Origin of the sequence: Streptomyces sp. NPDC001530, from assembly GCF_042894545.1 — a bacterium.
GTDB lineage: Bacteria > Actinomycetota > Actinomycetes > Streptomycetales > Streptomycetaceae > Streptomyces.
The window spans coordinates 14531-39980 of sequence record NZ_JBIAVS010000032.1 but is presented as its reverse complement, the minus strand read 5'-3'; the positions used below and the strand labels follow the sequence as shown (position 1 = coordinate 39980).

Below are 25450 nucleotides of genomic sequence, written 5' to 3'. Positions count from 1 at the left end.
GAGGTGACAGGCCGCAGCGTACGTAGCCGCATTTGATTTCAACCGATACCGTATCGAATGAATAGATGGCTGGTAATATGCCGGCATGGCCGCCGACGTTCCTCGCCAAACCACCGCCTCGCATGCGACCGACCGCCCCGGGGATGCCTCGCCTTTCGCTCTCGGCTTGCTGCTGCGCCGGGCGCACTGGCACGCGGCCTCGGTGATGACGGAGGCGCTTCGGCCGCTCGGCATCGAGTTGCGGCATTTTGCCGTGCTGATCGTGCTGGTCAACCGCGGGCCCACGGTGCAGCGGGACTTGGCGGCGGCGACGGGGTCGGACAAGGCGGGGATCATGCGGGTCGTGGACGACCTGGAGCGTAAGGGGCTGGCCGTACGCAAGGCGGTTCCGGGGGACCGGCGGGTGCGGGCAGTGGAGATCACGCCTCAGGGACTCGAGCTTTTCGATGCGGCTCATGTGGCGGCGGAGCCGCTGGCTGAGCGCCTGGTTGCCGAACTGGGGCCCGGCGAGCCCGAGCGGCTGACGGATCTGCTGACCCGGTTTACCTATCCCGCAGGCGGCGAGGCGTAAGCACGCCCGCGCGACGGTTGCCTGCCGCGTAGGCGCGCTTCGTCTCATGCGGCTTTCGCGGCGAACCCGGCCTTGAGAGCCGCGGCCATCGTCGCTACGCGCCGGCCCTGGCTGCGGGCGGCGGTCAGGGCTTCGTCGCCGACGGGGACCGAGCTGTCCGCACGGCTACCGCGGCACACCTGGCCGATGGCGCGCTCTTCACCCTCGCACGCATCGCCGTCGTCTCCATGCGCGGTCCGCCGACAGGCCGAACGCTCCGGCCGCCCCCAGTACCGGGCCACCGGCCCCCAGGGACAGGGCACCACCGTCACCGTCGGAGACGGCGCAGACGACGAGGGCGCCGTGTGACGTCCTGGGTCGAGGCGTCACACGGCGTCTATGGCCCGGGGGTTACGCGGCGAGGCGCTCCGCGAGTTCCTTGGCTTTGGCGGTTGCGTCCTCGAAGGCGCGCTCGCGGGAGGCCTCGTAGAGGGGGACCAGTTCCGACATGGCCGGGTTGCGGGGGGCCATGGTGAGTTCCGGGACGATGAAGTCGAGGTCCAGGCCGAGCGTGCGCTTCAGGACGGCCTCCAGGTAGTTCTGCACGAACTCGAAGCCCTCGCGCGGCGTGCCCGGCGCGTAGGAGCCGCCTCGGCTGGCGATGACGGTGACTGGGGTGCCCTGGGCGGAGGGGTTCTCGCCCGCGGTGCGGCCGAGCAGGAGCACGTTGTCCAGCCACGCCTTGAGGGTCGACGGGATCGAGTAGTTGTACATGGGGGCGCCGATCAGGACGGCGTCCGCCTGCTCCAGCTCCTCGATGAGCTGCACGCGCGCGGCGAACGCGGCGGACTGCTCCGGGGTGTGCTCGGACGGGGCGGCGTAACCGGCGGACCAGGCGTCGGCGGTGATGTGCGGGACAGGGTTGGCGGCGAGGTCGCGGTAGATCACCGTGCCCTCCGGGTGCTGCTCCTCCCATGCCTTGCGGAAGGCGTCTGCGACCGAACGGGACGAGGACGCCTCGCCGGGGAACACGGACGAGTCGATGTGCAGCAGCGTGGCCATGGACTTTCTCCAAAGAACAGTGCCCGAGGCGGGGAACCAAGGGCGGAGGATTCGTACCGGACGATAGTTAAACACGAGATGGTATTAAGTGATACCGTTGTGTGTGTAACGGAGGTAGGCGCGTGTGAGCAGATGAGAGGTAGGCGATCATGGACGTCTATGAGGCAGTCACGAGCCGACGGGCGGTGCGCGGATTCACCGACCGGTATGTCCCGAGGGAGGTGCTGGAGCGCGTGCTGGCCGCCGCGGCTTGGTCACCGTCCGCATCGAACCTCCAGCCGTGGCACGCCTACGTGCTGACCGGCGCGCCGCTGGCCGAGCTCAAGAAACGCACCGGCGAGCGCCTGGCCGCAGGCGACCCCTGGGACGAGCCGGAGTACGAGCAGTACCCGCCCGCACTGAAGTCCCCGTACCGCGAGCGCCGATCCGCCTTCGGCGCACAGCGCTACGGCGCACTCGGTATTCCGCGCGAGGACCTGGAGGCGCGCCAGAGGGCCGCTTCCGCGAACTGGGAGTGTTTCGGCGCGCCCGCCTCCCTGTTCTGCTACATCGACCGCGACATGGGCCCGGCCCAATGGTCCGACGTCGGCATGTATCTGCAGACCGTCATGCTGCTGCTCCGCGCCGAAGGGCTGCACAGTTGCCCGCAGATGGCATGGGCGAAGTATCACAGGACCGTCGCGGAGGTCCTGTCACCCCCGGACGGGCTCATCCTCTTCTGTGGCATGTCGATCGGGTTCGAGGACGTCACGGTGGATTACGCCCGTACGGGCCGGGCGCCGCTCGACGAGACGGTCACGTTCGTCGAGGGTTACTGACACCGCCCGCCCTCAGTTGATTGAGGCGCCGTCTCTTGCCCCGCCCGCATAGTGGTTCATATGTCACATTCCGGTCGGTAACGACGGTGCGCTGTGACGGGTGCTGGATTGAGGAGATGCGGTTGCAGACTAGGCCCGCGGGTGCCTGCGCAGCAGATATGTGTCCATGATCCATCCCTTGCGCTCGCGGGCCTCGGCGCGCAGCCGCTCGATACGCGGGGCCGCCTCGGCTATGGGACCGGAGGCGAGGATCTCGTCGGGCGTGCCTATGTAGGCGCCCCAGTAGATGTCGATGTCCTCGTCGGCGTACTGCCGGAAGGTCTGGTGGGCGTCGAGCATGACCACCACGTCGTCGACACCCTCGGGGAAGCCCTCCGACAGGCGACGGCCCGTGGTGATCTGGACCGGCCGGGCCACCCGGTTCAGCCCCGTGCGGTGCCGGGCGACGAGCGCGGAGACGCTGCTGATGCCGGGCACGACGTCGTAGGTGAACGCCACCGCGCCCCGGTCCAGGATCTCCTCCAGGATGCCGAGCGTGCTGTCGTACAGCGCGGGATCGCCCCAGACCAGGAACGCGCCGCTCTCGTCCTCGCCCAGCTCCTCGGCGATCAGCCGCTCGTAGATGTCCGCGCGGGCACTGCGCCAGTCCCCGACGGCCGGCGAGTACGCCGCGCCCCCCGCGGAGCGGTCACGGTCCGGGTCGCGGGCCTCGACCAGTCGGTAGGCCCCCTGCGGTATGTGCGCATCGAGGATGTCACGGCGCAGCTGGACGAGGTCCGACTTCACCTCGCCCTTGTCCAGGATGAAGAACACGTCCGTGCTCCTCAGCGCCTTGACCGCCTGCAGCGTGAGCTGATCGGGGTCACCCGCCCCAATCCCGATGACATGAATCTTTCGCACACCCAGAGTCTGCCGTACGCCACTGACAGTGGACGCACCGCACCCGGTTCAGGGGTCGCGCCCAGGCCCGGCCCGCCCGGAGGTCGCCCGCTCAGTCCCCGCGCCCGCGCAGCCGTGGTGCCCACGCCTCCGCGCTGATCGCCTCGCCCTTCCGCTCCACGGCCCCCGCCAATTCCCGCGCCCAGGCGCTCAGTTCCGCGAGCTCCATCCCGTACGGCCGAGTCCGGCCAGTCTCCGAGGCCCACTCCTCGGCCGCGCCGGCACCGCGCCGCAGCAGCCGGGCGCCGCCCGTGGTGTTCCCCCGGGCCGCGTGGGTGAGCCCCACCGCGAGCTGGGCCAGACCCCGCCAGAGCGCGCGCTCGTCCTCGGGCCCGGACTTCCAGGCGTCCTCGAAGACCTCGTGCGCGTGGAACGGCTTGCCCGCGTCCAGCAGCGCCTGCGCCTCGGCGACCGTCTCCGCCGGGCTGCGTACGACGCCTTCCGGCTGCCGTTCGACGCCGTCCGCGCCGTACGGCAGCGGGCGCCCCAGCCCGTCGCGCGGCCGGGCGTTCCGTGCCCGTCCCGCCGTGTCCCGGTCACGCCCGCCGTCCCACCGCACTCCAGATGTCCCGCTCATACGCCGATTGTCGCTCGCTCCGCGCCCCCTTCGGAGCAGCCCCCGACGTGGGGTAAAGTTCTGTTCGCACGATCACGCGGGTCACCGCGGGTGAACGCACCGGGACGTGGCGCAGCTTGGTAGCGCACTTGACTGGGGGTCAAGGGGTCGCAGGTTCAAATCCTGTCGTCCCGACGGTGCGAAGGGTCTTCGCAGGCGAGAGCCTGTGGGGGCCCTTTTCGTATGGGCCGTTTCCGGTCTTCTAGGTTGAGCACGCCGCTCACAGGGCGCCTTTACTCGGAGGTCGGCGAAGCCGCCGCCACTGGACCTGGACAAGATCACTGCGGGTCTGTCGAAGACCTGGTGGTCGCCGACTTCGCAGCCGTGCAGGAGTACGGGGTGAAGGCCGAAGGCAGCTCCGCCGGGATGAACGCCGCGGTCCTCGCCGAACTCGCCGTGCTGGTCGCCTCCGGGGACCTGGACGTGCCGATCGCCGCGACGTTCCCGCTGGACGAAGTCCGGGCCGCGTTCGAGCTGCTGGAGCAGGGGCACACGCGCGGCAAGATCGTCCTGTTGCCCTGACGGGCACCGGCCGTCGGCTGTGCCGAGGTCAGGTCGTGCCGCCCAGCTCGCGGGCCCACAGGTCCCAGACCCGGTCGATGCCCTTGTCGACGGTCGCGGCCGCGTTTCGCGCTTCGTCGCGGCTCAGGTAGGTCGCCGCACCGAGCGCGAGCCCCTGCAGCTGCACGCGGTCTGTGGGCAGGGTGCGACCGGGCCGATCTTCCACATGGAGCGGGTCATGGCCGGGCCGAGGATCTGCGACGACACGAGCGCCGCCCGCAGCAACCGCTCTCGTCGGGCAGGGAGGCGGCGATCGTGGGGAGGATGAGCGCCTCGAAGAGGGCCCGCAGCCGTTGCATCACCTGGGGTTCGTGCGAGGCCGTCAGCAGCAACAGCCTGACGATCTCGACGTTCGTCGGGTCCTCCCAGGCGGAGATGAAGAACTCGATGATTTCTGGCGCATATATCCCACTCGAATGACGGTCTCGGCGGGAGAAACGGACGGCCGGCAGAGCTCCCCAATCGAGGGAACTGTGCGGTGTTGGTCATGGGACGGACCGCGCCGCTGTGCTGCACGGCCGCCGCGCCGAGCCCGGGAGCCCTGGTCCGTCTCACAGTGAGACGATGACAACCGCCGCCGACCGACACCCTGGAGGTGAAGCCCCGAGGCAAGGGAGGCCAGGGATGGCGGCACGGTCATGGGGACATCGGGATCGGTTGCTGGCGTTCGGCGGACTCGGTGTCCTGCTGGCAGTGTGCGGAGCGATTGCCACGGCCGCAGGCGGCTCCGCCGGTCCCGGCATGACGCTCGCGGGGACGGTGCTGGGCTGTTGGGAGGGGCTCGGTCTGTGGCTGCATGGCGTACACGGACGACGTTCCCCCAAGGAATGAGGGGCCCCGGCGCCGGTCCCCGCCCGGCGCCGTCCCGCCGTCACCCAGGGTGCGGGCCCAGCCGGATCCCGTACGCTGCGATCTTCCGGTAGATCGTCGCCCGGGAGATCCCCAGCGCCTTCGCGGCCTTCGCCTTGTCGTCGCCGTGGTCGAGGAGGGCCTGGACGATCAGGTCCCGTTCCGTGGACTCCCAGGCGGACAACGGGTGTTGAGCCTGGGACAGCAGGGACGGCGGCAGATCGTTCTCCTCGATCACCGAGCCGGTACGGTGCGCCTCGGCGTATCGGAGCGAGCCGGCGAGCTGGCGGACATTGCCTGGCCACGGCGCCCGGGACAGGGCGCGCAGCACGGCCTCCGAGCAGGTGGTGTCCCCACCCTGGCGTGCGATCAGGTTGGTCACGAGCGCCGGGATGTCGGTCGTACGATGGCGCAGCGGCGGCACCGTCACCTCGGCCCCGAACCGTGCCCGTACGGCGTCGACGTGGTCCGCGGCCTTCCGCGGCCCGCCCGCGCCGGGCAGCGTCGGCCCCTCGCGCGTGTGCAGCGCGGCCACCCAGCCGGACCGCCCCGCGGTGGTGCGCAACACGGCGTCGAGCTGCCCGGACACCATGGCCGGCAGCACTTCGAGATGGCGCAGCACCACCGTGCCCCGGTCCTCGGCCAGGTCCTGGAAGACGGCACGCAGCCAGGCAGCCGCTCCGCCGCGCACATCGGCCGCGTCGTGCACGGCATACGGTGCGGTGGGGGCGACGTGCCGATGCACGGCCCGTACGAGGTCCTGCTTCCCGGTGCCCGCCTCGCCGTCCACCAGCGTCCAGCGTCCCTGCCCGCAGTGCCGGATCAGCTGATGCACCACGCCCTGGAACACGGGGCTCGAACCGGCGATCCCCGGCAGCCGCGGCACGCTGACCGCCGTGCGCGGCCCGGACTCCTCCTGCTCCGCGACCAGCCGCAGCTCGATCAGATACGCGGCCGGGCTTCCTGCGGGCGCCCCGTCCTCCACCTCCCGGCCCCGCACCTGCACGGTCCGCCCGTCGCTCAGCACCAGTCGTTGTTCGCGCAGCCCCGCAGGGTCGGCGGCCAGCTCCCGCAGCCGGCGGTGGTCGTCCGGGCCGAGCAGCTCCGTGGCGGCCGCGTCGGCGAGCAGTAGCCCGTCGGTGAGGGTGAGCAGTGCCCGCCGGGAACGCTGACGCGACGTCAGGAAAGCCCGGAACGCGGCCCGTTCGCGCTCCGAGCCGATCTCCAGCAGCCGCTCCTCGATGTCGGCTGCGGCCTCCCGCACCAGCGCCAGCATCAACGGCGAAGCCGTGTGCTGCCAGGAGGTCAGGTCGATCAGGCCGATCACCCGGCCGCTGGCCGGATTGCGGATGGGCGCGGCCGCGCACGACACCCGTTGCAGCCGCTCGGAGAAGTGCTCCGAGCCGAAGACGTGTGCCGTGCGGCCGTCCTCGGCGGCGGTGCCGATGCCGTTCGTGCCGACGTACTCCTCGGCGTAACTGAAGCCCGGTGCCAGGCAGATGTCGTCGAGGTGGCGGTGCAGTGCCCGGTCACCGGTCCTGCGCTCGCGCACCCGGCCCTTGGAGTCGGTCAGGATCAGGGACATCGGGGTGTCCTGGAGGGCGTCGGAGAGCCGGTCGAGGACCGGGCGGGCGGCCGTGGCCAGTCGGGAGTGCGGGTCGAAGGCGGCGTTGTAGGGGGCCTCGATACGGTCGGCGTCCACGCCCCAGAAGCGACAGCGCTGCCAGGAGTCGAGGATGGGCGCCCGGACCTCGGAGGACGGGACGGTCTCCCCTTCCAGGAACAGGTTTCGGGCACGGACGGGGTTGAGGTGCGGGAGGGGGCGGTCCGGGCCGAGCGGGGAGACAGTCGGAGACGGCCTCGTCCCGTCCAGGGGGTGCGCGGATTCCAGGGGTTCCATCGGCTCTGTGCCTTCCGCCGTGCGATGACGCCGCTTGTCCCTGCGGCGACGCTCCGGGTTCCGGTATGCCCAGCACGTTAAGTCCGGCCGCCGCACGACGGCCATACCCGGGTTGTGACCCGTGTCTCAACTTGAGACGACCGACTGCTGCAACAGCCCCCACGATGGGCGACGCCCGGTCACAGACGGCAGTGCGCCGCCGGGATCGCCGGGAACACCGCCGAGTCAGCCGGAGGAGCATCACCCGTGAGCCGACAGAGCCTGAGCAAGGCGCACAAGAAGATCACCGAGTTGTCGTGGGAGCCGACGTTCGCGACGCCTGCCAACCGCTTCGCGACCGACTACCGCTTCGACAAGGCCCCCAAGAAGGACCCGCTCAAGCAGGTCCTGCGCTCCTACTTCCCGATGGAGGAGGAGAAGGACAACCGGGTCTACGGCGCGATGGACGGCGCGATCCGCGGCAACATGTTCCGCCAGGTCCAGCAGCGCTGGATGGAGTGGCAGAAGCTGTTCCTGTCGATCATCCCGTTCCCCGAGATCAGCGCGGCCCGCGCGATGCCGATGGCGATCGGCGCGGTGCCCAACCCGCAGCTGCACAACGGGCTCGCGGTCCAGATGATCGACGAGGTACGCCACTCGACGATCCAGATGAACCTCAAGCGCCTCTACATGAACCACTACATCGACCCCGCCGGGTTCGACATCTCCGAGAAGGCGTTCGCCAACTGCTACGCCGGCACCATCGGCCGCCAGTTCGGCGAGGGGTTCATCACCGGCGACGCGATCACCGCCGCCAACGTCTATCTGACGCTGGTCGCCGAGACCGCGTTCACCAACACCCTGTTCGTGGCGATGCCCGCCGAGGCCGCCGCCAACGGCGACTACCTGCTGCCCACCGTCTTCCACTCGGTGCAGTCGGACGAGTCCCGCCACATCTCCAACGGCTACTCGATCCTGCTGATGGCCCTCGCCGACGAGGACAACCGCCGGCTCCTGGAGCGCGACCTGCGCTACGCCTGGTGGAACAACCACTGCGTCGTCGACGCCGCCATCGGCACCTTCATCGAGTACGGCTCCAAGGACCGCCGCAAGGACCGGGAGTCGTACGCCGAGATGTGGCGCCGCTGGATCTACGACGACTACTACCGGTCGTACCTGATCCCGCTGGAGAAGTACGGCCTGAAGATCCCGCACGACCTCGTCGAGGAGGCGTGGAAGCGGATCTGGGACCAGGGCTATGTCCACAAGGTCGCCCAGTTCTTCGCCACCGGCTGGCCCGTCAACTTCTGGCGCATCGACGGGATGACGGACGAGGACTTCGAGTGGTTCGAGTCCAAGTATCCGGGCTGGTACGCGGAGTACGGCGCCTGGTGGGAGGCGTACAACCGGATGAAGCACCCGGGCGGCAACAAGCCGATCGCCTTCGAGGACGTGGGCTACCAGTACCCGCACCGCTGCTGGACCTGCATGGTGCCCTGCCTGATCCGGCAGGACATGGTGGTCGACAAGGTCGACGGGCAGTGGCGCACGTACTGCTCCGAGACCTGCGCGTGGACCGACACCACCGCCTTCCGGCCCGAGTACGAGGGCCGGGCCACCCCGTCGATGGGCCGCCTGACCGGCAAGCGCGAGTGGGAGACGCTCTACCACGGCCAGGACCTCGCCGACATCGTCCAGGACCTCGGTTACGTCCGCGACGACGGCAAGACGCTGATCCCGCAGCCGCACCTCGACCTCGATGACCCGAAGAAGCTGTGGACCCTCGACGACGTCCGGGGCAACACCTTCGTCAGCCCCAACGTGACGCTCAACGAGATGTCCGACGAGGAGCGCGAGGCGCACGTCGCGGACTACCGCAGCCGCAGCAACATCACGCCGTCGATGCTCTGACGGCTCCGTGCGAGGGGCGGCGACATCTCCGTCGCGGGGTCGCCGCCCCGGAAAGGGCTGGTCCTTGTGGGCGACAAGCACCGCATCCGATTCGAACCGGTCGGCATCGAGATCGAGGCCGACGAGGACGAGACCGTCCTGGACGCCGCGTTCCGTCAGGGCGTCATGCTCATGCACGGCTGCAAGGAGGGCCAGTGCTCGTCCTGCAAGTCCTTCCTGCTGGACGGTGACCAGCAGATGGAGCGCTACTCCACCTTCGCACTGGCCGACTACGAGAGCGAGGAGGGGTACGTCCTGCTGTGCCGGGCGCACGCCTACGGCGACCTCACCATCGAACTCATCAACTACGACGAGGAGATGCTGCTCTCCGGTATTCCGCCGCGCGAGGCCCGCACCACCGTCACCGCCGCCGAACCACTCACCCACGACATCGTCCGCCTCACCCTGGCCGTCGACCCGGCCGACGAACTTCCTTACCGCACGGGGCAGTACGTCGACATCAAGGTGCCCGGCACCGAGCACGTGCGCTCCTTCTCCATGGCCGGACTCCCCGGCGGCACGCTGGAGTTCCTCATCAAGCGCTACCCCGGCGGCCTGTTCTCCGGCCTGCTCGACGGCACCCTGCGCCCCGGCGACCCGCTGACGGTCAAGGGCCCCTACGGCACCTGCGTCATGCGCGACGCCCCCGACCGCGATCTCATCCTCCTCGCGGGCGGCGCCGGCATGGCACCGATCCTGGCCCAGCTGCGCGGCCTCGCCGCCACTGGCAGCACCCGTCGCACCCGCTTCTACTACGGGGCGCGCACCGAGCGGGACCTGTTCGCCCTCGACGAGATCGCCGAGCTCGGCCGCGGCCTCGCGGACTTCGCCTTCGTACCCGCCCTGTCCGAGGACGCGTCGGGATCGTACGAACAAGGCCTGATCACCGAGGTCGTCGACCGGCACGAGGGCGACCTCTCGACCGCCGACGCCTATCTGTGCGGCCCTCCGCCGATGTGCGACGCCGCGCTGGAACTGCTCACCGGCAAGGGCATGCCCGAGGAGCGGATCTTCCTGGACAAGTTCACCACTTCCACCGACACCTGACCCGACCGTCGCGAGGAGCCGTACGCATGACCACGCAAGCCGACAAGCCGGTCAAGGCCGAACGCAGCTTCCCCAAGCCGCAGTTCACCGACGCGGAGGCGGGAGCGCTCGTCTTCCCGAGCTCCACCAGCCGCACCTTCTCCTACTACAAGCCGCAGAAGCTGCGGGCCACGATGTACGAGGACGTCACCTTCGACGTCCAGCCCGACCCCGAACGCCACCTGTCGCAGGGCTGGATCTACGGCTTCGCCGACGGCTCCTCCGGCTACCCGCAGGACTGGACAGGCCTCAAGTCGTCCGACTGGCACCGCTTCCTCGACCCCAACGAGGAGTGGGAGCAGACCATCTACCGCAACAACGCCAACGTCGTACGGCAGGTCCAGCAGAACCTGGCCAACGCCCGCAAGGCGGAGGCGTATGGGCAGTGGACGCGCTCGTGGACCCAGTTCGTCGAACGGCACGTCGGCGCGTGGATGCATGCCGAACAAGGCCTGGGCATGCACGTGTTCGTAGCGATCCAGCGCTCCGCACCCACCAACATGATCAACAACGCGCTCGCCGTGAACGGCGCCCACAAGCTGCGTTTCGCGCAGGACCTGGCCCTGTACAACCTCGACATCGAGGAACAGCTCGAGGGCTTCGACGGCTCCGCCCACCGCGCGGTGTGGCAGTCGGACCCCGCCTGGCAGGGCGTGCGCGAGAACGTGGAACGGCTCACCGCCGTCCAGGACTGGGCCGAGGGCCTGTTCGCGGCGAACCTCGTCTTCGAGCCCCTCGTCGGCGAGCTGTTCCGCAGCCACCTCGTCCTGCAGATCGCCGTCCGCAACGGCGACTACACCACCCCCAGCGTGATGGGCGCCGGCGAGAACGACTACGACCGCGACCTGCGCTACACCCGCGCCCTGTTCACGCTCCTGCTCGGCGACGACACCTACGGCACCGGCAACAAGGCGGTCGTCCAGCAGTGGCTGGAGCGCTGGGTGCCGGTCAGCCTCGACGCGGCGCGCCGGCTGCAGCCGCTGTGGTCGCAGCCCGCCGAGAAGCCCGTCCGCTTCGAGGACAGCCTCGACCGCGCCAAGGAGCGCTTCGCCCGCCTGATCGAGGACCTGGGCCTTCAGGCCCCCGCCGGCCGTACCAGCGAGAGGACCGCGAAGTGACCAGTGCCGCACCCCAGCCGTTCAGCGCGGACCGCACCTCGTCGAACAAGTGCGGCGTGACGCTGATGAACAACCAGAACGGCCACGTCGTCGCCGACGTGATGCGTGGCAAGGAGCACGTCACCGTCACCGACTACCCGTCGATGATCCGCGTGGACGGCGAACGCGTCCTCACCTTCGACTTCGACGAGATCTCCAGGGCCCTCGGCTTCGACTTCGATCAGGCCGACTTCGAGGAGATCATGTCCACCCACTACGGCCGCATGGTCCACCTCGACGACCGCACGATGCTCTTCGCCAACCCCGAGGACGCCGCCGAATACATCGACTTCGACCTCAGCCCGGTCGACTGACATCCCGAGGAGGACCCGTGTACCACAAGGACGGCGTCGACTACTTCATCGTCGACGGACACATCCACCTCTGGGACGCGAGCGAGGAGAACATCGCCAACAAGTACGGCGAGGGCTTCATCCGCTGCTTCTACGACTACCAGCGCAACCTCAGCCCCGAGGAGTGGGTGTGGCCGCTGGAGAAGTTCCGCAAGTACAGCGAACAGGACCTGATCCACGACCTGTTCGACACCGGGTACGTCGACGTGGGGATCTTCCAGCCCACGTACCTCAACGAGTTCTACCGCAAGGGCTTCAACACCACCGAGCGCAACGGTCGGTTGGCCCGCAAGCACCCCGACCGGCTGATCGCCAACGGCTCCTTCGACCCGCGCGAGGGCGAGGCCGGCCTGGAGCGGCTGCGGAAGCTGGCCGCCGAGTGGCAGCTGCGCGGCGTCAAGCTCTACACCGCCGAGTGGCGCGGCTCGTCCAAGGGCTGGAAGCTGTCCGACCCCGAGGCCCACGACTATCTGGCGCTGTGCCAGGAGCTTGGCATCCGCAACATCCACGTCCACAAGGGCCCCACCATCTGGCCGCTGAACCGGGACGCGTTCGACGTCGCCGACATCGACGACGCCTCCACCGCATTCCCCGGGTTGAACTTCATCGTGGAGCACTCGGGGCTGCCCCGCCTGGAGGACTTCTGCTGGATCGCCACCCAGGAACCCAACGTGTACGCGGGCCTGTCGGTGGTCATGCCGTTCATCCACACCCGCCCGCGCTACTTCGCCCAGATCATCGGCGAGTTGCTGTACTGGCTGGACGAGGACCGGATCGTGTTCGGCAGCGACTACGCGATCTGGAGCCCGAAGTGGCTGATCGAGAAGTTCGTCGACTTCCAGATCCCCGAGGACCTGCAGAGCGAGTACGGCACGCTCACCACCGACGTCAAGCGCAAGATCCTCGGGCTCAACCATGCGCGGCTGTACGACCTGAAGGTCCCCGAGAGCGCGGCACTGTCAGTGGTGGCGGCATGACGGCCGTCGCCGAGGCGGTCGACCGGGTCACCGCCGTCAACACGGCCTTGGCGGTGGTGCTCGACCCGGAACTCGACCGGCCCATCACCGACCTCGGCTTCGTACGAGCCGTCAGCGTCGGCGCCGACGGCTCCGTGGAGGCCAGACTCAGGCTGCCGACCTACTTCTGCGCCCCCAACTTCGCCTGGCTGATGGTGGAGGACGCCCGCCGCGCCCTGTCCGGGCTGGCCTGGGCCAGGGAGTGCACGGTGGTCCTGGAGGACCACTTCGCCTCCGACGAGATCAACCAGGGGGTGGGCTGCGGAAAGTCCTTCGCCGAGGCGTTCCCCGGCCTCGCCGACGCCGACCGCATGGAGGAACTCCGCGCCGTCTTTCTGAGGAAGGGGCACCTGGCCGCCCAGGCCGGGCTCGGCAGGCGGCTCCTCGAACGCGGCTGGACCTTGCAGCAGTTGGCGGACGCGGTTCTCGGCGATCTGCCGGAGCGTCTGACAGTGACGCTGCGACGCCGGCGCGCCCTCCTCGGTCTGTCCGTGGACGTGGCCGCGCCCCTGTTCACCGACGACGAGGGGCATGCCGTACCGGCGGTCGGACTGGAGCGGCATCTGCTGCGGGGGCGTACGGCGGGAGTCGGCATCGGCGCCAACACCGAGTTGTGCGAAGGGCTGTTGGCCACCCGCTACGGGGCCGGATCCCGGAAGGAGGAAACCGTATGAAAGCCGTACGACTGCACCGCTACGACCACAAGCCCAAGCTCGACGAGGTGCCCGACCCGGTCGTCGCTGGTCCGCTGGACGTGGTCGTGAAGATCGGCGGCGCCGGAGTGTGCCGCACCGACCTGCACATCATCGAGGGCCAGTGGCAGGCCAAGAGCGGCGTGACCCTGCCGTACACCCAAGGTCACGAGAACGCGGGCTGGATCGCGGCGGTCGGCTCCGCCGTCGCCGGCCTCTCCCCGGGCGACCCGGTGATCTTGCATCCGCTGGCCACCTGCGGACTCTGCGCCGCCTGCCGGCGTGGCGACGACGTGCACTGCACGGCGAGCGCCTTCCCGGGCATCGACGCCGACGGCGGCTTCGCCGAGTACCTGCGCACCAACGCCCGCGCCGTCGTCCCGCTCGACCCCGGGCTCGCCCCGGCCGACGTGGCGGCGCTGGCCGACGCGGGCCTGACGGCGTACCACGCGGCGAAGAAGGCGGCCCGCAGGCTCGCCCCGGGCGCCAAGGCCGTGGTGATCGGCGCGGGCGGGCTCGGGCACATCGGTATCCAGGTGCTGCGGGCGCTGACCCCGGCCGAACTGATCGTCGTCGACAGGTCGGCGGAGGCATTGAAGCTGGCCGAAGAGCTCGGCGCGCACCACACGGTCGTCGCCGACGGCAGCCAGGTCGACCAGGTCTCCGCGCTCACCGGAGGGGAGGGCGCGGAGGCCGTCCTGGACTTCGTCGGCGAGGGCGGTGCGCTGGAGGACGGCGTACGGATGCTGCGCCGGGCCGGCGACTACTACGTCATCGGCTACGGCGGCACCCTGTCCGTGCCGACCATCGACATCATCTCCACCGAGATCAACTTCGTGGGCAACCTGGTCGGCTCCTACACCGACCTGGTGGAACTGATGGACCTCGCCGCGCGCGGCCTGGTCACCCTGCACACGGTCACCTACCCCTTGGCCGACTTCGGCCGGGCCCTGGACGACCTGGACCAGGGCCGGGTGCGCGGGCGCGCGGTACTCGTGCCCTGAGCCGCACCTCCCCGTACAGGTGGCGGCGGCCGCTCCGTGGACCCGTACGTGAGGGTCGGCGCACCACGGAAGCCCGCACTCCCGGCCGCCGCCACCGCCTCCTCTTCTGAACGCCCTTTGGACAGACCAGCCTTGAAAGGGACGACACAGCCATGGCGAAGGAACTGCGCTTCAATGCCGAAGCGCGCGCACTGCTGGAGAGCGGGGTGAACGCGCTGGCCGACGCGGTGCGCGTCACCCTGGGCCCGAAAGGCCGCAACGCGGTCCTGGAAAAGCTGACCGGCCCGCCCACCATCACCAACGACGGCGTCACCATCGCCCGCGAGATCCAGCTCAAGGACCCCTTCGCCAACATGGGCGCCCAGCTCGTGAAGGAGGTGGCCACCCGCACCAACGGGGATGTCGGTGACGGCACCACGACGGCGACCGTGCTCGCCCAGGCGATCGTCCGCGAAGGGCTCAAGGCCGTCAACGAGGGTGCCAACCCCGTGCTGTTGAAGAACGGCATCGAGGCCGCCGTGGCCGCCGCCGTCGACTCGCTCACCGCCCAGTCACGGCCGGTGCGCACGGACGACGAACTCGTGCGCGTGGCCGCCCTGTCCGCCAACAACGACCCCGCCATCGGCGAGGCAATCGCCCAGGCCGTGGCCCGCGTCGGCCGCACCGGCGTCGTCACCGTCGAGGAGTCGTCGGCATTCGGGCTGAGCGTCGAGTACGCGGAGGGGCTGGAGTTCGACAACGGCTGGCTCTCCCCGTACATGGTCACCGACCAGGGACGCATGGAGACCGTGCTGGAGAACCCGTACCTGCTGTACTGCGACACGAAGATCACCAAGGTGCAGGAGCTCATGCCGATCCTGGAGCGGGTGACGCGCACCGGCTCCCCGCTGGTCGTCGTCGCGGAAAACGTGGACGGGCCCGCGCTCGGCATGCTGGTCACCAACGCCGCGCACGGCACCTTCCGTTCGCTCGCGGTGCGCGCCCCCGGCTTCGGCTTCCGGCGGATCGCCGAGTTGGAGGATATGGCGGCGCTGACCGGCGGGCGGGTCATCACGGGTACGGCCGGCCGCACGCTGGAGGGCGTGACCCTGGACGACCTCGGTCGCGCGGAGAAGGTCATCGCCACGGAGCGTTCCACTACGGTGCTGGGCGGGGCGGGCGGCGACGAGAAGGTCGCCGAGCGCATCGAGAACCTCAAGATCGAGCTGGAGCGGGCCACCAACGAGCATGACCAGGACAAGCTGAGCGAGCGCATCGCGAAGCTGTCCGGCGGCGTCGCCGTGATCCGCGTCGGCGCGGCCAGCGGCGTCGAGCTCAAGGAGAAGCAGATGCGGCTGGAGGACTCGCTCGCCGCGACTCGGGCGGCGGCCGAGGAAGGGGTCGTGGCCGGCGGGGGCGCGGCGTTGCTGCACGCTCGCGCTGACGTCGCCGCTGTTGAACTCCCTGGTGATGAGGTCGCATTGGGCCGCGCCATCGTGGCCAAGGCGCTGGCCGAACCGCTGCGGTGGATCGCCATCAACGCCGGTCTTGATCCGGACGAGGCGGAGGCGAAGGTCGCTGCGCAGCCGGTCGGGCATGGCTTGGACGCTTTGCGCGGCGACTACGCCGACCTGCATCTGCGGGGGATCATCGACCCGGTCAAGGTCACGCGTAGCGCTCTGCTGAGTGCCGCGTCGATTGCTGCGCTGCTGCTGACGACGGAGACGTTGGTCGTCGAAGAGGTCGTCGGGAATCCCGGTGCCATTTATTCGCCTGAGATGGGTGATCTGGCGGAAGGGCTGCCTCGGCCGTCCAACATTCCGTAGCGGGTGGGTGCGTTGCGTCTGCCCTGTGCGGTTCGTGGTCGGCTGCGGGGCGGTTGTAGCTGGTCGCGCCCACGCGGCGGAGCCGCATATGGACACAGCCCCGCGCCCCTTTGGGGCGCATCCCTCCCCGGTGATGAGGAGAACAGCGGCGTCATGGCTACCGAATCAACTCCGGCTCGGCCCGGGCAACTCGATCAACCGACGAGCACAGGTAGGACATTCACCGGCCGTACACCCGGTGAGCGGCGGCCCCGGTTGCGCTCGGGGCTGTCGTACAGCCTGCTCGGGCCGGCGTTCGTCGCCGCGATCGCTTATGTCGATCCGGGGAACTTCGCCACCAACGTGCAGGCCGGTGCGACCTTCGGGCCGCTGCTGCTGTGGGTGCTGCTCGCGGCGAACGTCGTGGCGATGCTGTTGCAGTACCTCTCCGCCAAGCTCGGCGTCGCCACCGGGATGAGTCTGCCGGAGCTGTGCCGTGAGCGGTATCGCAGGCCGGTGGTGTGGGGGCTGTGGGTGCAGGCGGAGGCGGTCGTCGTGATGACCGACCTCGCGGAGGTGGTCGGTGGGGCCATCGCCCTGCATCTGCTGTTCGGGCTTCCGTTGTGGGTGGGTGGCGTGGTCGTCGGGGCGGTGTCGCTGCTGCTGATGCCGATGCGCGGGCGTGGGCGGCGCCGGTTCGAGGTGCTGATGGCGGCGGGCCTGGCCTGTCTGCTGGGGCTGTTCCTCGGACAAGTGCTGGGCGCCGGCGCTCCGTTGGCCACGGCCGCCGACGGGCTGATGCCGGGGCTCTCGGGAGCCGAGAGCGTGGTCTTGGCCGGGGGGATCGTCGGTGCCACGGTCATGCCGCACGTGATCTATCTGCACTCGGCGCTCACGAGCGATCGCTACAGCCTCTCCCTCGCCCCCGGAGCCGGCGGTCCGCCCGACGACCCCGATCGACCGCTGCGCCGCCGCCTCCTGCGCCACGTACGCACCGACGTACTGATCGCGATGGGCCTCGCGGGCGCCGTGAACGTGGCACTGCTGGTGTCGGCGGCGACCCTGTTCCACCCCGGTGCGCCCGAGGCCGCCGACTCGCTCGGCGCGGCGCACGACGCGTACGGGCGGCTCGTCGGCCCGGTCGCGGCCCTCGCCTTCGCGCTGGCCCTGCTTGTGTCGGGCCTCGCGGGAACCAGCGTCGGCATGTATGCGGGCGAGGTGGTGATGGGCGGCTTCCTCGGCCGCCGGATACCGGTACTGCTGCGCAGGCTGCTCACGATGACACCCGCGATCGTGGTGCTCGCGGCCGGCGCCGGTCCTACAGAGAGCCTGGTGTTCAGTCAGATCATCCTCTCCTTCGGCATCCCGTTCGCTCTGGTCCCGCTGGTCCTGCTCACCCGCGACGCCGGCGTCATGGGCCGCTGGGTCAACCGGCGGGCGACCACGTGTGCGGCGTGGGTCATCAGTGCGACCGTGGTGGCCTTGAACGTGGCCCTGCTGGTGAGCCTGTTCGCCGACTGAGCGCCTGCCCCGTCGAACCTCCAGGGAGCACCTAATGATCTTCATCGCCGTACGCTTCCCCGTCCGCCCGGAGTACCGGGACGAGTGGCTCGACCGCGTCGCGGACTTCACGGCTGCCACCCGCGCCGAGCCCGGCAACCTCTTCTTCGAGGGGTCCGTCGACACCGCCGACCCGAACCGCTTCGTCCTGCTGGAAGCCTTTGCCTCCTCCGAAGCCGGCGTCGAGCACGTCAACTCCGCGCACTTCAAGGCGGCCATGGCCTGGATGCCGGATGTCGTCGCCGAGACGCCCGAGATCATCAACGTCGAGACCGAAGGGCAAGGATGGTCGCGGATGGCGGAGATCGCACCCCGCAACTGACGGCTCGCGGGAGGGGCTGCGTCGTGGCCCACAGGATGAGGACCGCTCACGGCAGTCCGAGGGTGGCATGACGCCCTCTGCTCACCCAACGCCGGGGAGCAGAGGGCGCGGAGACTCAGGCTCTGCCCTGGAGCCGCCAGATCTGGTTCTTCTTGGCGCTGAGGGCGCTCGCGGGGTCGCAGGTCCACTGGTGGATCAGGGCCCGGGGCTGGGTGGAGACGGCGGAGATGTCGACGCACTTGCCGCTGTGCACGGCGACGAGCTGGTAGGCGTGGCCGTTGCCGAGTGCCGTGACCGGTTGAGGGTGAACATCTGGTCGGTCTGCCCGTCGGGACAGTGGTCACCAGCCGGACAGACGACCTCGTGAATTGTGCAAAGCTGGATTTCTCGCCGCGAGGACGACGCTCTTCGGACTGGGAACGGTGAGTACAGATGAGCTCGAACTCCGCCGATGCCCCGCATCCCAGGCCTACCCGTACCGGCAACGGCCCTGCCGTCTCCCGTCGGGAGTTCGACGCACTCTTCGAGGCGGTGCGCACGTGGGGTCGCTGGGCCCCGGCCGACCGCGGTGCCTGGAACCGCGTGACCGCGGACCGAGTGCGGCGGGCCACGGCCCGAGTACGGTCCGGGACGGTCGTCCCCATGGCGCTGCCCTGGAACACCCGGCCCGGCCCGGACAACCGCAGGCCCGCCCTGCACCACATGACCGATCTCGGTGACGTGGAGAGTCCGGAACCCTCCACCCACAAGGACTTCATCGCCGCCGACTACCACGGCAAGGGCGTCACCCATCTCGACGCGCTGTGCCACATCGCCTACCGGGGGCAGCTCTACGACGGCCGGGCGGCACGCGAGGTCGTCGATGCCGCAGGTGCCCGCTTCGGCGCGGTGTCGACGCTCGGGCCGCTCGTCACGACGGGTGTGCTCCTCGACCTCCCCGCCGTCCTCGGCATCGGCTGGCTGGATCCGGGACAAGCGGTGCACGCCAGGGACATCGTCGCCGCGGAGAAGGCGCTCGATGTCACGATCGGCGAGGGCGACGCGGTACTGCTGCGTTCCGGACACGTCCGCCGCCGCAGGGAACTCGGTGCCTGGGACCCCGACACGGCGAGCGCGGGCTTCCACGTGGACGCCGTACCGCTGCTGGCCGAGCGCGGCATCGCGCTGCTCGGCGGAGATGGCGACAGGCGATGTACGGCCCTCGCCCGTGGACGGTGTGCACTCGCCGGTCCACGCTTTGGCCGTGGCCGCGATGGGGGTGCCGTTGCTGGACAACCTCGACCTGGAATCACTCTCCGCCGCGACTGCCGAGGCGGGGCGGTATGAGTTCCTGCTCGTCGTGGCGCCGCTGAACGTCCCGGGCGGGACGGGCTCACCCGTCAACCCGGTCGCGGTCCTGTGACAACCGACCCCGCCCGGTTACCGTGCGGGGGATCTTACGAACCGTGACTCACGTCCCTGATGCCCGTATCCTCGTGAATGCCGGATATTTCCGAAATGCGGATTATCTAGGGCGTGAGTGAGGCGGAGCGTGGTTCGGTCTGGCGGCGAACCGATGCCGGCGGGGCGTGCTGCAGGCGGCACGGGGCCCGCCCGTTTCCGTGAGCGGTTTCTGCAGGGGGAGCCGGTCGAGGCGGGTGTGCGCACGCCGATCCTGAATTCCTGGCAGCGCTGCCGGTCCATGGGCCTGTCGCCGGACCAGTCCGACCTTCCCTTCCTGCAGGACTTCGATCCGGACGACCGGCTCGTCCAGGCGGCCGTGCCGGTGCTCGACCGGCTGCAGTCCAGGTTCGCCGGCAGCTCGATGAACATCTCCGTCGCCGATGCGAGCGGGACGGTTCTCCTGCGCCGTTTCGGAGAGGCGTCGCTGGCCAGAAGTCTCCCGGCCTTCCAGAGCGTCCCGGGGTTCGTGTTCGCCGAGCAGGTCGCCGGTACCAACGGCATCGGTCTCGCCCTGGCGGAACGCAAGCTCGTCCGGGTCTACGGTGCTGAGCACTTCGCCGAGCGCTCCCAGGGCAGTGCCTGCCGGGCGCTTCCCGTTCGCGACCCGCTCAGCGGTCGCATCGAGGGCGTCCTGTGCTTCGGCTATCCGCGCAAGGCCGAGGACCCGGCGCTCGCCACCGTGATCCGCAAGGCGGCCGAGGCCATCGAGCGGCGGCTGCTGGGGCAGAGTTCCGCGCGTGAGCGCGCTCTGCTGCGGACGTACCTGGACACCGCGGCCGAAGCCGCCGTTGGCCTTTACCGCAGCGTCGGGGTGGACGAACTGGCCCTCGAGCTGCACCCCCGGGACCGGGCGGTCATCATGGAGAAGGCCGCCGAGCTGATCTCCCGCGCGCAGCGGGCCGCGGTCGATGTGTCCCTGCCCGACGGCCGGCCGGTCACGCTGGTGAGCCGTCCGATGAAGAGTGCCTCCGGAGTGGAGGGCATCGCCATCGAGGCCGTCCTCCCCGGCACTTCACCGCGCGAGCCTTTCACCATGCCGCACCAGGTCGACGTGCCGCGTGGCTTCCTCGCCGAGCCTGCCGTCGTCCCTGCCTCCCAGGCGTCCGGGGCCGTTCCCGGCGTCGCGGCGCCCGGGCATCTCTCCGTCACGGCATCCGGCCAGGTCGCCGTAGGCGGCGAGGGCATCACGACCGCCGACGTCGACGGCGCGACGGACGGCTACCTCGGCTCCCCGCTTCCCGCGAGAGGGCTCGTGATGGTGGGGGAGCCGCACGTCGGGACGTACGCCTTGGCCGCGCGCCGCCGCCTGGAGCTGCTGTCCGAGGCCAGCGCCCGCATAGGCTCCACCCTGGACGTGCGCCGCACGGCCGAGGAACTCGCGGAGACGGCGGTGCCGCGACTGGCCGACTTCGTCACTATCGACCTGCCGGAGCCCGTACTGCGCGGCGAGGAGTCCGCCGATCCCCGCAGTGACCTGCGCCGTACGGTGGTCCACGGCATCTGCGACGACCTTCCCTTCAGCCCGGTCGGCAAGCAGGCCGACTTCGGCCCGACCGCGCCCCAGCTGCGGTGTCTGACCAGCGGGGAGGCAGTGCTGGAACCGGACCTGAAGGTCGCCGCGGGCTGGCTCGCGCAGGACCCCGAGCACACAGAACGGCTGCTGAGCCACGTCCACTCCCTCATTGCGGTGCCCCTCGTCGCCCGCGGTGTCGTGCTGGGCGTCGCCTCCTTCTACCGCGCGCAGGACCCCGCCCCCTTCGGGGACGACGACCGTTCGCTGGCCCAGGAACTCGCCGCCCGCGCCGCACTGTCCATCGACAACGCCCGGCGCTACACGCGCGAACGCACCATGGTCCTGGCCCTGCAGCGCAGCCTGCTCCCGCATGGTCTGCCCGACCAGGACGCCGTCAAGGTCGCCCATCGCTACCTGCCCGCCGAATCCTGCGTCGGGGGAGACTGGTATGACGTCATCCCCCTGTCCGGCACCCGCATCGGCCTCTTCGTCGGCGACGTCGTCGGCCACGGCATGCTCTCCGCCGCCACCATGGGCCGGCTGCGCACCGCCGCCCGCAGCTTCGCCGAACTCGACTTCCCCCCGGACGAAGTGCTCACCCACCTCGACAACCTCGTGGGACGCCTGGACCGGGAGGACCCCGCCTCTGACGGCGCCGGCATCATCGGCGCGACGTGTCTGTACGCCATCTACGACCCGACCTCACAGCAGTGCACCATGGCCCGCGCCGGCCACCCCCCGCCCGCGCTGGTCCACCCCGACGGCAACGTGTCGTTCCCCGACCTGCCCGCCGGACCCCCTCTCGGCCTCGGGGGCCTGCCCTTCGAAGCCGCCGAGATCCCCCTCCCCAAAGACAGCCAACTGGTCCTCTACACCGACGGGCTCATCGAGGACCGTCACCGCGACGTCGACGTGGTCCTCGACCAGCTGCGCGGGGTACTGGCCCACCCGGAGCGCACGCCCGAGGAGACCTGCCAGGCGGTCCTGGACACCGTGGCGCCCGCCCATCCCTGCGACGACATCGCCCTGCTCGTTGCCCGCACCCAGGCCGTCGACCCCCAGCGGATCGCCACCTGGGACCTGGCCGCCGACCCGGCGCTCGTCAGCGAGGTCCGCGCCTCCGCCACCCGGCAGCTGGCCGACTGGGGGCTCGACGACGCCGCGTTCGCCGCGGAACTGATGCTCAGCGAGCTGGTCACCAACGCCATCCGCCATGGTGCCGGGCCCATCCGGGTCCGGCTGCTCCACGACCGCACCCTGATCTGCGAGGTTTCCGACGCCAGCAACACCGCCCCGCACCTGCGCCGGGCGGCCAGCACCGACGAGGGCGGTCGTGGCCTGTTCCTCGTCGCGCAGCTGTCACAGAGCTGGGGCACGCGCTACCTCCCGCAGGGCAAGGTCATCTGGGCGGAATGCGGGCTCGAAGCCGCGTGAGGACGGGCACGGCGCTCCGACGGCGGCCCGCTGACCCCTTGGAGCCACAGCGAGCTGGAGAATGTCCGAAATATTGTGATTTGTTCGGCTAGTATCCCCCTTGAACGTCGGGAAGAACTCGCCAGGCCGATCCCCGGAGATGTCCGTGCACGACGCTCCCGACACCTCTGCGCAGGTGGTCCCACCCTTCGGGGCGGAACCTCTGGTGCGTATCCGCGGGCTCGCCAAGCGGTTCGGCGGGACCCTCGCGCTGGCCGGGGTCGACCTGGACGTCCACGCCGGCAGCGTCCTCGCCCTGCTCGGTCCCAACGGAGCCGGAAAGTCCACGCTCATCAAGGTGCTCGCCGGCGTCCACCACGCCGACGCAGGGCGGATCACGGTGGACGGGCACCCGCTCGGGAGTCATGCCGCTTCCCGCAGCATGTCCTTCATCCACCAGGATCTCGGTCTGGTGGAGTGGATGACGGTCGCCGAGAACATCGCCCTGAGCACGGGGTATCCGCGGCGCGCCGGGCTGATCTCCTGGCGGCGGAACCGAGAGGGCTGCGCCGAGGCCCTGCGCATCGTCGCCGGACATCTCGATCCCGACGCACCCCTCGCCCGGCTCGCCCCGGCCGAGCGTTCACTGGTCGCCATCGCACGAGCCCTGGCGGCACGCGCGAAGCTCATCGTCCTCGACGAGCCGACCGCCCGCCTCCCCGCCGCGGACTGCGCCCGGCTGTTCCGCGTCCTGCACACCCTGCGCGACCGGGGGCACGGCATCCTCTACGTCAGCCACCGTCTGGACGAGGTGTACGAGGTCGCCGACACCTTCGCCGTCCTGCGTGACGGCCTCCTCGTCAGCCACGGCGCGCTGGCGGGCCAGAGCCCTGCCCGCCTCGTGCACGACATCATCGGAGAGGAACTGACCGACCACCACCCCGCCACGGCCCCGGTCGGCGGCCCGGCCGTCCTGACCCTCGACGGCGTACGGACCGTCGGCGCGGGACCGGTCGACCTGGAACTCAGGGCCGGGGAAGTCCTCGGCCTGGTCGGCCTCACGGGCGCCGGACACATGGACCTCGGCCGAGCCCTCGCGGGTTCCCGACCCCTCCTCGGCGGACGGGCCCTTCTCGGCGGCCGCCCCTACAGTCCCCGTACGGTCGCCGACGCCGTCGGACTCGGTGTCGCCTTCGTGCCCGGCGACAGACAGCGGGAGGGCTGCCTCGCCGAGCTGACCGTACGGGAGAACCTCCTGGCCAACCCCCGTGCGGGCGGCCTGCCGGCGCTGCGCTGGATCAGCCCCCGCCGCGAACGCGCCGAGGCCGCCACCCTGATCGAACGGTTCTCGGTGCGCCCCCGCGACAGCGAGGCCCCCATCGCCACCCTGTCCGGCGGAAACCAGCAGAAGGTCATGATCGGCCGGTGGCTCCGGGTGGGCCTGCGCCTGCTGATCCTCGAGGAGCCGACCGCGAGCGTGGACGTCGGCGCCAAGGCCGCGGTCCACCGCCTGCTCGACGAGGCACTGGCCGCCGGCCTCGCGGTCCTGCTCATCTCCACCGACTTCCAGGAGGTCGTGGACGTGTGCCGGCGCGCCCTGGCCTTCGTCCGCGGGTCCGTGACGGCCGAGTTGAGCGGTCCGGCCCTCACCGTCGCCGGGCTCACCCGGGCGGCTTCGGCCATGCCTCCCGCCGGAACCGCGACGAACTCGTGACCGCCCCGCCGCCCTCCCCCTCCTCGCCCCGGCCGCGACCGCATCGACAGGGTCGGCTGAACCGACTCAGCCGACGGGGCAGGCCGAGTCTCCCGGCCCGACTGCGCGGCGCGGGCGGGCACCTCATCGGCGCTTACGGCCTCCTGGCCCTCACCGCCCTGCTCTTCCTGATCTTCTCCCTCACCCTGCCGCGCACTTTTCCCACCCTGGACACCGTCGACTCGATCCTTTCCAACCAGTCGATCCCAGCCGTTCTCGCGCTGGCCGCCATGGTCCCCATCGTGACCGGTGCGTTCGACCTCTCCCTCGGCTACGGCCTCGGCCTGGCGCACGTCATGGTGCTGCAGCTGGTCGTCAACGACGGGTGGCCCTGGCCGCTCGCCTGCCTCGCGGTGATCGTCGGAGGGGCGGTCGTGGGCGTCCTCAACGGCGTCATCGTCGAGTTCGGCCGGATCGACTCCTTCATCGCCACCCTCGGGACCGGCAGCATGATGTACGCCGTGACCGGCTGGATCACCGACGGCGGCCGGATCGTCGCCGGCCCGCAAGGCCTCCCGGCCTCCTTCACCGACCTGTACAACTCCACGTTCCTCGGCCTTCCGCTCCCCGCCTTCTACGTGCTCGCCCTCGCGGTCGCCCTCTGGCTGGTACTGGAACGGCTGCCGCTCGGCCGGTACCTGTACGTCGTCGGGTCGAACCCGCGCGCGGCCGACCTCGTCGGCATCCCGGTCCGCAAGTACACCGTCTATGCCTTCGCCGCCTCGGGGCTGATCGTCGGCTTCGCCGGAGTGCTGCTCGCCGCCCAGCAGCAGATCGGCAATCCGAGCGTCGGACTCGACTACCTGCTGCCCGCCTTCGTCGGCGCCCTCCTCGGCTCCACCGCGATCAAACCCGGCCGCCCCAACGCGATGGGCACCCTCGTCGCCGTCGCTGTCGTCGCCGTCGGCCTCACCGGCATCGGCCAGATGGGCGCCGACTTCTGGACGGTCCCGCTGTTCTACGGCGGCACCCTGCTCATCGCCGTCGGCCTGGCCGGCTACTCCGCGCGCCGCCTGCGCACCGGCGCCATCGCGGCCCGCGATGCGCCTGCCGTACCGCCAAAGCCGCCATCCTCCCCGACGCAGGACGGTGGCGCAGCGGGCACCTCTCCATGAACCGTGCCATGGGCA

Annotated in this window: 22 protein-coding genes, 1 tRNA gene and 1 pseudogene; 18 read left to right on the top strand and 6 right to left on the bottom strand. The window is 70.2% G+C overall.

Features of this window, described 5'->3' with window-relative positions; genetic code table 11:
• Positions 1 to 85: 85 nt before the first annotated feature.
• Positions 86 to 571: a MarR family winged helix-turn-helix transcriptional regulator gene (locus tag ACFY0T_RS43965; protein ID WP_388884155.1), complete on the top strand. Its 486-nt coding sequence runs from the start codon at positions 86 to 88 to the stop codon at positions 569 to 571.
• Between the two features lie 390 nt (positions 572 to 961).
• Here ACFY0T_RS43965 and ACFY0T_RS43960 read toward each other — a convergent pair whose 3' ends face one another.
• Positions 962 to 1612 carry an FMN-dependent NADH-azoreductase gene (locus tag ACFY0T_RS43960; RefSeq protein ID WP_388884154.1) on the bottom strand — a complete coding sequence of 217 codons (651 nt, stop codon included), beginning with the start codon at positions 1610 to 1612 and terminating at the stop codon, positions 962 to 964.
• 149 nt (positions 1613 to 1761) lie between these two features.
• Here ACFY0T_RS43960 and ACFY0T_RS43955 point away from each other — a divergent pair, with 149 nt between their 5' ends.
• Positions 1762 to 2430 (top strand): nitroreductase, encoded by a 669-nt coding sequence (locus ACFY0T_RS43955; RefSeq protein ID WP_388884153.1) that lies wholly within the window; start codon positions 1762 to 1764, stop codon positions 2428 to 2430.
• 129 nt (positions 2431 to 2559) lie between these two features.
• On the opposite strand, the gene cobF is transcribed toward ACFY0T_RS43955, so the two are convergent.
• Together cobF and ACFY0T_RS43945 are read right to left on the bottom strand one after the other, a co-directional pair.
• Positions 2560 to 3330 (bottom strand): precorrin-6A synthase (deacetylating), encoded by a 771-nt coding sequence (cobF, locus tag ACFY0T_RS43950; protein ID WP_388884152.1) that lies wholly within the window; start codon positions 3328 to 3330, stop codon positions 2560 to 2562.
• A 91-nt stretch (positions 3331 to 3421) separates the two neighbouring features.
• Positions 3422 to 3946 (bottom strand): DUF309 domain-containing protein, encoded by a 525-nt coding sequence (locus ACFY0T_RS43945; RefSeq protein ID WP_388884151.1) that lies wholly within the window; start codon positions 3944 to 3946, stop codon positions 3422 to 3424.
• A 100-nt stretch (positions 3947 to 4046) separates the two neighbouring features.
• Between ACFY0T_RS43945 and ACFY0T_RS43940 the strand changes: the two genes are divergently transcribed.
• Both ACFY0T_RS43940 and ACFY0T_RS43935 read left to right on the top strand, forming a co-directional pair.
• Positions 4047 to 4120, top strand: a tRNA-Pro gene (locus tag ACFY0T_RS43940).
• A gap of 168 nt (positions 4121 to 4288) precedes the next feature.
• Positions 4289 to 4507, top strand: coding sequence for a zinc-binding dehydrogenase (locus ACFY0T_RS43935; protein ID WP_388884150.1), 219 nt, complete (start codon positions 4289 to 4291; stop codon positions 4505 to 4507).
• 28 nt (positions 4508 to 4535) lie between these two features.
• On the opposite strand, the gene ACFY0T_RS43930 is transcribed toward ACFY0T_RS43935, so the two are convergent.
• Both ACFY0T_RS43930 and ACFY0T_RS43925 read right to left on the bottom strand, forming a co-directional pair.
• Complete coding sequence (locus tag ACFY0T_RS43930) at positions 4536 to 4673, bottom strand: hypothetical protein (RefSeq protein WP_388884149.1); 138 nt, start codon at positions 4671 to 4673, stop codon at positions 4536 to 4538.
• Positions 4674 to 5417: 744 nt separating this feature from the next.
• A complete protein-coding gene (locus ACFY0T_RS43925; protein ID WP_388884148.1) occupies positions 5418 to 7295 on the bottom strand; it encodes a sigma-54-dependent Fis family transcriptional regulator in 1878 nt (625 codons plus the stop codon).
• Positions 7296 to 7541: 246 nt separating this feature from the next.
• Here ACFY0T_RS43925 and ACFY0T_RS43920 point away from each other — a divergent pair, with 246 nt between their 5' ends.
• The 10 genes from ACFY0T_RS43920 (at position 7542) to ACFY0T_RS43875 (ending at position 18198) form a co-directional block, all read left to right on the top strand.
• Positions 7542 to 9185, top strand: coding sequence for a methane monooxygenase (locus ACFY0T_RS43920; RefSeq protein ID WP_388884147.1), 1644 nt, complete (start codon positions 7542 to 7544; stop codon positions 9183 to 9185).
• Between the two features lie 66 nt (positions 9186 to 9251).
• Positions 9252 to 10271 carry an FAD-binding oxidoreductase gene (locus ACFY0T_RS43915; protein WP_388884146.1) on the top strand — a complete coding sequence of 340 codons (1020 nt, stop codon included), beginning with the start codon at positions 9252 to 9254 and terminating at the stop codon, positions 10269 to 10271.
• Positions 10272 to 10297: 26 nt separating this feature from the next.
• Entirely contained in the window at positions 10298 to 11428 is a 1131-nt protein-coding gene (locus ACFY0T_RS43910; protein ID WP_388884145.1) for an aromatic/alkene monooxygenase hydroxylase subunit beta, read from the top strand.
• The gene (gene mimD, locus ACFY0T_RS43905) at positions 11425 to 11781 is read left to right on the top strand and encodes a propane 2-monooxygenase effector subunit MimD (protein ID WP_388884144.1); all 357 of its coding nucleotides are present in this window, start codon (positions 11425 to 11427) and stop codon (positions 11779 to 11781) included. Before ACFY0T_RS43910 ends, mimD begins: the two co-directional genes overlap by 4 nt.
• Positions 11782 to 11798: 17 nt before the next feature.
• Complete coding sequence (locus tag ACFY0T_RS43900; RefSeq protein WP_388884143.1) at positions 11799 to 12797, top strand: amidohydrolase family protein; 999 nt, start codon at positions 11799 to 11801, stop codon at positions 12795 to 12797.
• Entirely contained in the window at positions 12794 to 13510 is a 717-nt protein-coding gene (locus ACFY0T_RS43895; RefSeq protein WP_388884142.1) for an iron-sulfur cluster assembly protein, read from the top strand. Before ACFY0T_RS43900 ends, ACFY0T_RS43895 begins: the two co-directional genes overlap by 4 nt.
• Complete coding sequence (locus tag ACFY0T_RS43890; RefSeq protein ID WP_388884141.1) at positions 13507 to 14532, top strand: NAD(P)-dependent alcohol dehydrogenase; 1026 nt, start codon at positions 13507 to 13509, stop codon at positions 14530 to 14532. Before ACFY0T_RS43895 ends, ACFY0T_RS43890 begins: the two co-directional genes overlap by 4 nt.
• Positions 14533 to 14684: 152 nt before the next feature.
• On the top strand, positions 14685 to 16337 hold the full coding sequence (groL, locus tag ACFY0T_RS43885) for a chaperonin GroEL (protein ID WP_388884140.1): 1653 nt from the start codon (positions 14685 to 14687) through the stop codon (positions 16335 to 16337).
• Between the two features lie 153 nt (positions 16338 to 16490).
• The gene (locus ACFY0T_RS43880) at positions 16491 to 17837 is read left to right on the top strand and encodes an Nramp family divalent metal transporter (protein WP_388884139.1); all 1347 of its coding nucleotides are present in this window, start codon (positions 16491 to 16493) and stop codon (positions 17835 to 17837) included.
• A gap of 34 nt (positions 17838 to 17871) precedes the next feature.
• Positions 17872 to 18198 (top strand): putative quinol monooxygenase, encoded by a 327-nt coding sequence (locus ACFY0T_RS43875; protein ID WP_388884138.1) that lies wholly within the window; start codon positions 17872 to 17874, stop codon positions 18196 to 18198.
• Between the two features lie 115 nt (positions 18199 to 18313).
• Here the strand turns inward: ACFY0T_RS43875 and ACFY0T_RS43870 are convergent, their stop codons facing one another.
• Positions 18314 to 18451, bottom strand: coding sequence for a hypothetical protein (locus tag ACFY0T_RS43870; protein WP_388884137.1), 138 nt, complete (start codon positions 18449 to 18451; stop codon positions 18314 to 18316).
• 179 nt (positions 18452 to 18630) lie between these two features.
• On the opposite strand from ACFY0T_RS43870, the pseudogene ACFY0T_RS43865 reads away from it, so the two are divergent.
• The 4 genes and pseudogenes from ACFY0T_RS43865 to ACFY0T_RS43850 all read left to right on the top strand — a co-directional run bounded on the left by ACFY0T_RS43865 (position 18631) and on the right by ACFY0T_RS43850 (position 25435).
• Positions 18631 to 19600, top strand: a pseudogene (locus tag ACFY0T_RS43865) (cyclase family protein).
• Positions 19601 to 19729: 129 nt separating this feature from the next.
• Positions 19730 to 22588 carry a SpoIIE family protein phosphatase gene (locus ACFY0T_RS43860; protein ID WP_388884136.1) on the top strand — a complete coding sequence of 953 codons (2859 nt, stop codon included), beginning with the start codon at positions 19730 to 19732 and terminating at the stop codon, positions 22586 to 22588.
• A 145-nt stretch (positions 22589 to 22733) separates the two neighbouring features.
• A complete protein-coding gene (locus ACFY0T_RS43855) occupies positions 22734 to 24281 on the top strand; it encodes a sugar ABC transporter ATP-binding protein (RefSeq protein WP_388884135.1) in 1548 nt (515 codons plus the stop codon).
• Positions 24278 to 25435 carry an ABC transporter permease gene (locus ACFY0T_RS43850; protein ID WP_388884134.1) on the top strand — a complete coding sequence of 386 codons (1158 nt, stop codon included), beginning with the start codon at positions 24278 to 24280 and terminating at the stop codon, positions 25433 to 25435. The genes ACFY0T_RS43855 and ACFY0T_RS43850 overlap by 4 nt, the downstream gene beginning before the upstream one ends.
• Positions 25436 to 25450: the final 15 nt, after the last annotated feature.